General features: G+C 65.6%; 8 protein-coding genes. 2 read left to right on the forward strand and 6 right to left on the reverse strand.

Translation table 11 applies throughout. The features are described from left to right. Positions 1-4 precede the first annotated feature (4 nt). The 6 genes from clpB to ACNJ7E_RS19980 are packed head-to-tail and all read right to left on the reverse strand — an operon-like array spanning position 5 to position 6,811. Entirely contained in the window at positions 5-2,638 is a 2,634-nt protein-coding gene (clpB, locus tag ACNJ7E_RS19955; RefSeq protein WP_283333063.1) for an ATP-dependent chaperone ClpB, read from the reverse strand. Next, a complete protein-coding gene (locus ACNJ7E_RS19960; RefSeq protein ID WP_280779586.1) occupies positions 2,620-2,949 on the reverse strand; it encodes a chaperone modulator CbpM in 330 nt (109 codons plus the stop codon). Before ACNJ7E_RS19960 ends, clpB begins: the two co-directional genes overlap by 19 nt. After that, the gene (locus ACNJ7E_RS19965; protein WP_280779587.1) at positions 2,946-3,884 is read right to left on the reverse strand and encodes a DnaJ C-terminal domain-containing protein; all 939 of its coding nucleotides are present in this window, start codon (positions 3,882-3,884) and stop codon (positions 2,946-2,948) included. The genes ACNJ7E_RS19960 and ACNJ7E_RS19965 overlap by 4 nt, the downstream gene beginning before the upstream one ends. A 6-nt stretch (positions 3,885-3,890) precedes the next feature. Further along, positions 3,891-4,415: a nucleotide exchange factor GrpE gene (locus ACNJ7E_RS19970; protein WP_005259196.1), complete on the reverse strand. Its 525-nt coding sequence runs from the start codon at positions 4,413-4,415 to the stop codon at positions 3,891-3,893. 8 nt (positions 4,416-4,423) lie between these two features. After that, entirely contained in the window at positions 4,424-6,304 is a 1,881-nt protein-coding gene (gene dnaK / locus ACNJ7E_RS19975; RefSeq protein ID WP_268790282.1) for a molecular chaperone DnaK, read from the reverse strand. Positions 6,305-6,307: 3 nt separating this feature from the next. Next, a complete protein-coding gene (locus tag ACNJ7E_RS19980; RefSeq protein WP_005203454.1) occupies positions 6,308-6,811 on the reverse strand; it encodes a YflT domain-containing protein in 504 nt (167 codons plus the stop codon). A gap of 790 nt (positions 6,812-7,601) precedes the next feature. On the opposite strand from ACNJ7E_RS19980, the gene ACNJ7E_RS19985 reads away from it, so the two are divergent. Further along, the gene (locus tag ACNJ7E_RS19985) at positions 7,602-8,618 is read left to right on the forward strand and encodes a S1C family serine protease (RefSeq protein ID WP_418340805.1); all 1,017 of its coding nucleotides are present in this window, start codon (positions 7,602-7,604) and stop codon (positions 8,616-8,618) included. Between the two features lie 216 nt (positions 8,619-8,834). Continuing rightward, positions 8,835-9,637: hypothetical protein (locus ACNJ7E_RS19990; RefSeq protein ID WP_418340806.1), on the forward strand; the 803-nt coding region annotated here is incomplete at its 3' end.

A 9,637-nucleotide genomic window follows, 5' to 3' on the forward strand; every position in this document is an offset into this window, starting at 1 on the left:
CTTCTCAGGCCGCCGCGACGGCGGGTTCCGCATACGCGACGGCGAGCTCGCCGCCGTCCACCGTGACACTGATGGTGCCACCCGGTGCGATTTCGCCCCGCAACAGCGCACGACCGATCTTGGTCTCGACCTCGTGGGCGATGTACCGCCGCAGCGGCCGCGCACCGTAGACCGGGTCGAAACCGTGTTCGGCGATGAGCCGGCGTGCTTCCGGCGTGATATCCAGGTGTATCTGTCGCTCCGACAACCTGTTCCGAAGATCGGTGAGCTGCAGCTCGACGATGTGCTCGATCTGGGGCAGCGTGAGCGGGGTGAACAACACGATGTCGTCGACCCGGTTGAGGAACTCGGGACGGAAGTGTCCGCGCAGTTCCGCCAGCACCCGCTCCCGGGCGTCCGGCTTGATCTCGCCGTCGGCTGTGACTCCCTCGAGGAGATGCTGGGATCCGATGTTGGAGGTCATGATGATCACCGTGTTCCGGAAATCGACTTGCCTGCCTTGAGAATCGGTGATCCGGCCGTCATCGAGCACCTGCAGCAGGGTGTTGAAGACGTCGGCGTGGGCCTTCTCGATCTCGTCGAAGAGCACCACGGAGTACGGCTTGCGGCGCACCGCCTCGGTGAGCTGGCCACCCTCGTCGTACCCGACGTACCCGGGGGGCGCACCGATGAGCCTGCTCACCGTGTGCCGCTCCTGGTACTCGCTCATGTCCAGGCGCACCATGTTGTCTTCGCTGTCGAAGAGGGCACTGGCCAGCGTCTTTGCGAGCTCGGTCTTTCCCACGCCCGTCGGTCCCAGGAAGATGAACGAACCGATCGGCCGGCGCGGATCACGGATACCGGACCTCGCCCGGATCACCGCGTCTGCGACCAGTTGCACCGCCTCGTCCTGACCGACGACCCTCTCGTGCAGAATCTCGTCGAGCTTCAACAGCTTTTCCCGCTCACCTTCCTGCAGCCGGGCGACCGGGATACCCGTCCATGCGGCCACGATCTCTGCGATCTCGTCTTCGGTGACCACTTCACGCAGCAACGGATTCCGGCCCTGCCTGGTAGCCAGTTGCTCCTCCGCCGCCTCGAGCCTGCGTTCCAGCGCGGTGATCTCGCCGTACCGCAACTCGGCGGCCCGATTGAGGTCGTAGTTGCGTTCCGCCTCCTCGGCCTCATGGCGCAATCGTTCCAGCTCTCCCCGCAGCTCCTGCACCCGCCGGATCGCCTGCCGCTCCGCCTCCCACTGAGCGTGCCGGGCGTCGGCCTCGGCCCGTAGATCGGCCAGTTCCTTACGTAGCTCTTCGAGGCGCGTCTTGCTGGCCGCGTCCGTTTCCTTGGACAGCGCGGCCTCTTCGATCTCCAGCCGGGTCACCTTCCGGGTGAGCTCGTCGAGTTCGGCGGGCATCGAATCGATTTCGGTGCGTAGCCGGGCGCACGCCTCGTCCACCAGATCGATCGCCTTGTCCGGAAGGAAGCGGTCGGTGATGTACCGGTGCGAGAGGGTCACGGCGGCCACAAGTGCGCCGTCCTGAATCTTCACGCCGTGAAACACCTCGAGGCGTTCTCGAAGTCCGCGCAGAATCGAGATCGCATCCTCGGCGCTGGGCTCGTCGACGAGAACGGTCTGGAAGCGACGCTCCAGTGCCGCATCGGATTCGATGTGCTTGCGATACTCGTCGAGAGTGGTGGCACCGATCATGTGCAGTTCGCCGCGGGCGAGCATCGGCTTGAGCATGTTGCCGGCGTCGAGAGACCCTTCGCCGCCGACTGATCCCGCACCGACCACTGTATGTAACTCGTCGACGAACAACAGGATGTGCCCCTCGGCCGCCTTCACCTCGGACAGCACCGCCTGCAGTCGCTCCTCGAACTCGCCGCGGTATTTCGCACCGGCCACCAGGGAACCCATGTCGAGCGAGAAGATCGTCTTGTCGCGCAGGCCCTCGGGCACGTCGCCGCGGACGATCCGCTGGGCGAGGCCCTCGACGATCGCGGTCTTACCAACGCCGGGGTCGCCGATCAGCACCGGATTGTTCTTCGTCTTCCGGCTCAGGATCTGCGTTACCCTGCGGATCTCGGCATCTCGGCCGATGACCGGATCGAGTTTGCCTGCCCGCCCCTCGGAGACGAGGTCGCGTCCGTACTTCTCCAGCGCCTCGTACGCCCCTTCCGGGGTGGCCGAGGTGACGCGCTGATTGCCGCGCACTTTCGTCAGCGCCGTGAGGAAGGCGTCTCGTGTGACCCCATGACTGGCGAGGACCCGTCCGGCCGCGCTGGCCGACCCCTCCTCGGAGAGGGCCATCACGAGATGCTCCACCGACACGTAGGAATCCTTGAGTCGCTTCGCCTCCCGTTCCGCGGCGTCGAGCAGCTTGGCCAGGCGCTGGGTGATCGTCACCTGACCGGGTGTCGCGCCGGGGCCGCTGACCTTCGGCCTGCGCGACAGTTCACGTTCCAGATCGGATCGCAGGGCATCGACGTTCGCGCCGGCCTGCTCGAGCAGTCGGGGTACCAACCCTTCCTGCTGATCGACCAACGCGAGCAGCAGGTGCTCTCCGTCGACCTCGGTGTGACCCATTCTGGTCGCGACGTTCTGGGCTTCCTGCAGGGCTTCTCGTGACTTTTCAGTCAGGCTGCCGGTGTCCATGGGGGTGTCCTCCTTCTGCGGGAAGCTGCTTCGAGTTTCTCGATTCGATCCAGCAGATCGAGCACGAGCCCGATTGCCGAGTAGTTCAGGCCCAGACCGGTCCGCAGCCGTTGGATGCGGGCGGCGTGGGCCACTTCGGATGGTTCGAACGACATCTCGCCGCCGGTGTCGCGGCGGGCGTCGAGCAGGCCGAGAGCCACAAGCTTTCGTGCCAGGTCGGGGTGCAGCCCGGTACGTTCGGCGAAGGCATCTGGCGACAATCCGGTGCGGCGAACCAATACGTACTGGGTGACCGGGGTCGGGGTGCTCATGTCTCTTTCCTCGGATCGAAGTTCGATTCGGTGGCCAACTGCTCGAACAGCTCGCGTTCGCGTGCTGTCGGTTTCGGCGGCACCATCACCTTGATTTCGGCGTAGAGGTTGCCGTTGGCGCCCCGCGGATTGGGCATTCCTTCTCCGCGCAGGCGAAGCTTCCTTCCCGTCGACGAGCCCGGCACCACTTTGACTTTCGCCTCGCCACCCGGGGTGGGAACGACGACGGTCGACCCGAGGACCGCCTCCCATGGCGATACGGGCAGGTCGACGTAGATGTCCCGGCCCTGGACGCGGAACCGGGGATGCGGCTTGATCCGCACCACGAGGTACAGATCCCCGGGCGGCGCGTCACCGTTGCCCCGGCCGCCTTGCCCGGCCAGCCGGATTCGCTGTCCGTCCAGGACACCGGCCGGAATGTCGACGTCGTACTGCCGGCCGTCCAGTCTGAGAGTGCGTTTGCCGCCCCGATACGCCTCTTCCAGGGGCAGTTCCAGTTCCGCTTCCTGATCGGCGCCGGGGATCGGCCCGTACCCGCCACCGCCGCCGAACATCTGCCCGAAGAGGTCCTCGAAGTCGACGCCGCCCTCGCCACCGACACCGTGACCGAAGTGCACCCTTCTGCCCCCGCCCCCACCGCCGTACCCGCCGCCGCCGAACCCGCCGCCGTACCCACCGGCGCTTGCCCGGACCCGTTCGTCGTAGTCCTCTGGCACACGCCGGAAGTCGTCACCGAATCGGTCGTAGCGTTTCCGGGTGTCCGGGTCGGACAACACCTGGTAGGCCTCGTTGGCCTCCTTGAACTTGTCCTCCGCAGTGGGGTCCTTGTTCACGTCGGGGTGGTACTTGCGGGCCAGCTTGCGGTAGGCCTGCTGGATTTCGTCGGTGCCGGCGCCCCGCGGGACCCCGAGCACTTCGTAGTAGTCACGCGCCATCGGTGCTCACCCCTCGGGGCGGCTGACGACCACCGCGGCGGGACGCAGTTGCCGCCCGTCCTCTCCATAGCCCGGGCGCAAGACCTCGACCACGGTCCCGGAGGGAAGGTCGGGTTGGGCCACCACACTGACCACTTCATGGAGCTCCGGGGAGAACGGCACACCGACCTCGTCGTGGCGCTCGAAGCCGAACCGTGAGAGCACCTGCACCGCCTGATCCCGGATCGCCTTCACACCCTCGACGACGGTCTGAGGATCGCTGCCCGCATGGGCCAGCGCAAGCTCCAAATTGTCCAGTACCGGCAGCCACGCCGCGGAAACCTTCGCCACCTCCGCGGCGCGTTCACGATCCAGATCCTTGGCATACCGCTTGCGCAGGTTGTCCAGATCTGCGAGGGCCCTGCGCCAGCGGTCCTCGAGTTGAGCCAACTCGGCCCCCGTGTCGGTGCGATCCGGCGCCGTCTCGGTCTGATCCCCGTCGGTACCGTCGGTAGCCGGCTCGGTCGTCGAATGATCTGCAGACCTTTCCATCGTGTGCCTCAGCTTCGATCGAATTCGGCGTCGATCACGTCGTCGTCATCCGACGACGCAGCCTCTGCGCCGCCGGCCTGGTGTCCGTCGCCGCCGTCCTGGACCGGCGCGAGCCCGTAGAGCAGCTGCTGCAGCTCCGAGGTCAGGGGCTCTACCTCCGCGGGTGAAGCACCGTCTTTGACAGCCTTCCTGGCGTCGGCGATCAGCATCTCGGCCCGCGCCTTGTCGTGCGGTGGCGCACTGTCACCGAGTTCGGCGAGTCGCCGTTCCACTTGATAGGCAACCGAGTCGAGCGCGTTGCGTGCGTCGACCGCCTTGCGCAGCGCCTCGTCCTCACCCCGGTTCCGTTCGGCCTCTGCCAGCATGCGCTCGACGTCACTCTGGTCCAGGTTGCCCTGCTCACTGATCGTGATGCTCTGCTCCTTGCCGGTGTCCTTGTCGCGGGCGGTGACGTTGAGGATGCCGTTGGCGTCGATATCGAAAGTGACTTCGACTTGGGCCTCGCCACGTGGCGCGGGGCGGATGTCTTCCAGCCGGAACCGGCCGAGCACCCGGTTGTCGGCGGCCCGTTCGCGTTCGCCCTGCAGCACCACGACGTCCACGGCGGACTGATTGTCTTCCGCCGTGGAGAACACTTCGCTGCGCCGGGCCGGGATCGTCGTGTTGCGCTCGATGATCTTGGTCATCACCCCGCCCTGCGTCTCGACGCCGAGGGACAGCGGGGTGACATCGAGCAACAGCACATCGGAGACCTCGCCCTTGAGCACGCCCGCCTGGACTGCGGCACCGAGCGCCACGACCTCGTCCGGGTTGACGCCCATGTGGGGGTCCTTACCGCCGGTGAGCCGGCGAACCAGCGCCTGCACCGCCGGAATACGTGTCGAACCACCGACCAGGATCACCTCGTCGATGTCGTTGGCGGTGACCTTGGCGTCACTCATCGCCTGCTTCACGGGGTCGAGGCAGCGTTCCACCAGATCCGCCGTCAGATCCTCGAACTTCGATCGCATGATCGTGGTGGTGAGGTGCTTGGGACCGTTCGCGTCAGCGGTGACGAAGGGTAAGTTGACCTGGGCCTGTGTCACCGAGGACAACTCGACCTTGGCTTTCTCCGCGGCCTCGAAGAGGCGCTGCAATGCCTGCGCATCCTTGCGCAGATCGATATTCTCCGCACGCTGGAATTCGTCGGCGAGGTAGTCCACCAGGCGTCGGTCGAAGTCGTCGCCGCCGAGGTGGGAGTCGCCGGCCGTGGAACGAACCTCGACCACTCCCTCGCCGACATCGAGCAGACTCACATCGAAGGTGCCGCCGCCGAGGTCGAAGACCAGTACGGTTTCGTGGGTCTGCTTGTCCATGCCGTACGCCAGTGCCGCAGCGGTCGGCTCGTTGATGATCCGCAGAACCTCGAGGCCAGCGATCCGGCCGGCGTCTTTGGTGGCGTTGCGCTGCGCGTCGTTGAAATAGGCCGGAACGGTGATGACCGCTTCCTTGACCTTCTCACCGAGGAACTTGCTCGCGTCGTCGACGAGCTTGCGCAGCACGAGGGCACTGATCTCCTCCGGCGCGTACTTCTTGCCCCGCACGTCGAATCGGGCCTCACCGTTGTCACCCGGCACGACGTCGAAGCTGACCGCTTTGGCCTCCTCGGAGATCTCGTCGTAATGACGTCCGATGAAGCGTTTCGCCGAGTAGATCGTGCCCTTCGGATTCAAGATCGCCTGCCGTCGGGCAAGCTGACCCACCAGGCGCTCGCCGCTCTCGGTGAACGCCACCACCGACGGCGTCGTCCGCGCTCCCTCGACATTGGAGATCACCACCGGCTCGCCGCCTTGCCAGCTTGCGATGACCGAGTTGGTGGTGCCCAGGTCTATACCCACAGCAGTCGCCATGACTCATTCCTTTCGATCGGTCCGGCCGGTGAGCAAGCGGACGGCTTCGTCCGCGACCTCGACATCGGCGAGGACTTCGTAGTGACGTGGTTGTAATGACTGGATTGAGGTGAAGTCGCGCCGGCCGCCCTGCAGCGCATACATGAGCAGGCCGAGCAGAGCGCCGACAACGGCACCGAATACCAACCCGTAGAAGGCGAGCGCGAGGCCCGTGAGCAGCGGCTGGACCCAATCGAGTAACCCGAAGATCCAGCCGAACAGCGCACCCGTCAGCGCGCCCGCGGCGGCGCCGCGCAGAGCGGCCCAGCCGTAGTTCAATCGGCCGACGATCTGCTCGACCAGCTCGATGTCGCGACCGACGATGGCCAGTTTGTCTACCGTGAAATGCTGGTCGGAGAGATAGTCGACGGCGCTTTCGGCGTCGGCGTAGGTGTCGAATGTCGCAATTACCTGGCGTGCAGGTGGGTGTGGACTTACGGCGGAGGTTCCGCCACTGGACTCTGACATCACGCCCCCTAGGCGTCGATGACTTGGGATTCGCCGAGCCCGCGCGTACCAGTTCGGCGTTCGGTCGATCAGTCAACCGTTTGAGCTCACGGAAGCTCAACCGCCTGAGAGTTAGTTCCTCATCCGCCACTGGGTGTCATCAAGATTCGCCCAACGGGCGTCCACACAACGGGAAACAGTGGCGTCCACACCTGACCCAGGGCATAGATGTTCCGTCGGAACCCGCTCGAGGCGGCCGGTGCGCGCACTCCGGGCATCAGCCACTACTCGGGGAATTCCATGAGTTGAACTCCCGATAGGAAATTTTCGCAGCCGAAGGAGGTGGGTGCCTAGGGCCCCGCAGGTCGAAAGCAGGAAGTCGATTCCACCCTGACAGTACAGTCGCGGGAGCGCTGGGAATAACAGCTACTTCATCCTCATGTAGAGGATCAGGCCATCGGTGGTGGACCCTAATCCCCTGGTGCAGAATCGAACCAGTGACGAAATCCACCTTCCAGCTGTTGGATCAGCCCATCCGGTGGAGTCCACCAAACTCTGATTTCACTGTACGGCAACCGAATCGGGCGGAAACCGGGGTGCTGGTCTGAAAGTGAAAGTAGTACAACAGTATACGATTGTTCGCCGTAGCAGTTGAGACACGCGACTGTAATCGTCGATGTAGATTTTTCATGGGTATGTGACGCGGGTCGGGAGTCGCCGACCACGGGAGCAGGCAGGGGTATGTTGATCGGGTGGGCCCGCTCGCGGCAGGTGCAAGTAGGAGACCGATTCCTCACGGAGGCGGTCGCTGATGCGCATACCGTCGACCGTACGTTCCTCGATCTGGGTGCCACTGATCGCGATCGTGGTCCTCCTCCTCGCGGGATGCGGCGCCTCGGCTCCCACCACCTCGACGCCCTCAGCGGGACCTGCCGTAGACCTGCCGGCACTGGTCCGGCAGGTGGAGGCCTCGGTCGTCACCGTGCTCACCGGGTCCGGCGTGGGCAGCGGCATCGTCTACAAGACCGACGGCACCGTCGTCACCAACGCCCACGTGGTCGAGGGTGCCCGGCAGGTGAGTGTGGCCTTCGCGGACGGGCAACAGGTGTCCGCGAACGTGCGGGCCGTCGATCGTGTGACCGACGTCGCGGTCCTTCAAGCGGACCGCAAGGATCTGACTGCGGCGACGTTCGAGACAGCGTTGCCAGAGGTCGGCGCGCTCGCCGTAGTCGTGGGCAGTCCGCTGGGGTTCGAGGCCACGGTCACCTCGGGCATCATCTCGGGATTGCACCGTCAGATCCCCGGGTCGGCTTCCACCGGGGCGCCGCTGGTCGACCTGATCCAGACCGACGCCGCGATCTCGCCGGGTAACTCCGGGGGTGCCCTGATCGACGGACAAGGGCGGGTCGTGGGGATGAGCCAGGCCTACATCCCCCCGTCGGCGGGTGCGGTCGCTCTGGGTTTCGCCATCCCCGCGGCGAATGTCGTCGATGTCGCGGACCAGCTGCTTGCCTCCGGAACCGCCCAGCATGCGTACGTCGGCATTCAACCCGGCACACTGACCCCGCAGATCGCCGAACAACTGGCAGTCGACCGCACCAGCGGTGTCGTCGTCCTCGAGGTCGTCCCGCTCGGTCCGGCAGCGACCGCGGGTATCCGGCCCGGCGATGTCATCACCGCGGTCAACGGCCACGACACCGAGTCGGCGGAGGACTTCATCGCGGCGATCCGTGCCGTCGACCCCGGCGATCGAGTCGAACTGACCGTGCTCCGCGGCGGCGAGACCCAGCAGATTTCGGTTACCGTGACAGACCGCCCCGCCAGCTGACGACGATTCCAAGAGCGACCAACACGGGCGTGGACAGGATCTGTGTTGCGGCTCGGCACGTTGCGTTGGCTAGCCGGTTGTAGTCGTGTCGACGGTGCGTCCTCGGACGCTCGTGGTGTCTGCCGGACAGAGGCAGCGGCAATCCGCGGCGGCGCTGTGGTGGACTCGCACGCACTGGCTGGAGTTTGGGGGCAGACCGAGCGGGTACGCGAAGGCGTGAACGAGCATTTGCAGGAAGGGCGCTCCGGTGCCGCGGGTGAGCAGGCCTCGGTGCTGTTCATCGCGGATCCGGGCAAACCTGCGGCTGTTGCCGAACGCATTGCGGAGTACCTGCCGGAACGCCTGCGCAGCTCTGACCGGGTCGGGCGCCGGTGGACGACGTGCGTACGCCGCAAACCGTACCTGCCCGACGAGCAAGCAGACTTCGCTGATGTCATCGACACAGTCGATCCGTCCTCCGAAGAGGAAGACATCGTCGTGTACCTCACCGATCTGCCGCGACGCGAGGACACCCTACCCGTGGTGGCCGAAGTCAGCGCCGACCACAAATTCGCGCTCATCTCCGTCGCCGGAGTGGGCGGCGTCAACATCGAGCGCCGCGTCCGCACCGTCACCGAACTCGCGATCGCCCGCATCCTCGGGGAACCGGAACTCAAGCCCCCCGGCGCGGCGCGGCGGTTCCCGTCTGTGCAGATTGAGGACGGTATCCGGTACTTCGCGCCCGCGGGACTGCGGCGACTGCGACTGCTGTCGGGGATGGTGCGGGTCAACCGGCCGTGGCGACTGGTCACCGGACTGTCGAAGGTGCTCGTCGGCGCGTTCGCCACGGGTGCGATCGCCCTGGCCACCGAGACGATCTGGTTGTTCGCGGACACGATGGGCCCATGGCGTATGAGTGCGGCGACGGTCCTGTCGATCGTGGCGATGATTCTGTGGCTGATCCTCGATCACGAACTGTGGGAGCGGCCGAAGTCGCCGGAGGAGCGTGATCGTTCGGTGCTGTACAACACCGCGACCGT

Origin of the sequence: Rhodococcus mengyinensis (assembly GCF_048381435.1) — a bacterium.
In the GTDB taxonomy this organism is placed as follows: domain Bacteria; phylum Actinomycetota; class Actinomycetes; order Mycobacteriales; family Mycobacteriaceae; genus Rhodococcus_F; species Rhodococcus_F opacus_D.

Excerpts from the sequence above, each read along its gene's own strand:
- clpB (WP_283333063.1), bottom strand. The coding sequence starts at position 2,638 with ATGGACACCGGCAGCCTGACTGAAAAGTCACGAGAAGCCCTGCAGGAA.
- ACNJ7E_RS19960 (WP_280779586.1), bottom strand. The coding sequence starts at position 2,949 with ATGAGCACCCCGACCCCGGTCACCCAGTACGTATTGGTTCGCCGCACC.
- ACNJ7E_RS19965 (WP_280779587.1), bottom strand. The coding sequence starts at position 3,884 with ATGGCGCGTGACTACTACGAAGTGCTCGGGGTCCCGCGGGGCGCCGGC.
- ACNJ7E_RS19970 (WP_005259196.1), bottom strand. The coding sequence starts at position 4,415 with ATGGAAAGGTCTGCAGATCATTCGACGACCGAGCCGGCTACCGACGGT.
- dnaK (WP_268790282.1), bottom strand. The coding sequence starts at position 6,304 with ATGGCGACTGCTGTGGGTATAGACCTGGGCACCACCAACTCGGTCATC.
- ACNJ7E_RS19980 (WP_005203454.1), bottom strand. The coding sequence starts at position 6,811 with ATGTCAGAGTCCAGTGGCGGAACCTCCGCCGTAAGTCCACACCCACCT.
- ACNJ7E_RS19985 (WP_418340805.1), top strand. The coding sequence starts at position 7,602 with ATGCGCATACCGTCGACCGTACGTTCCTCGATCTGGGTGCCACTGATC.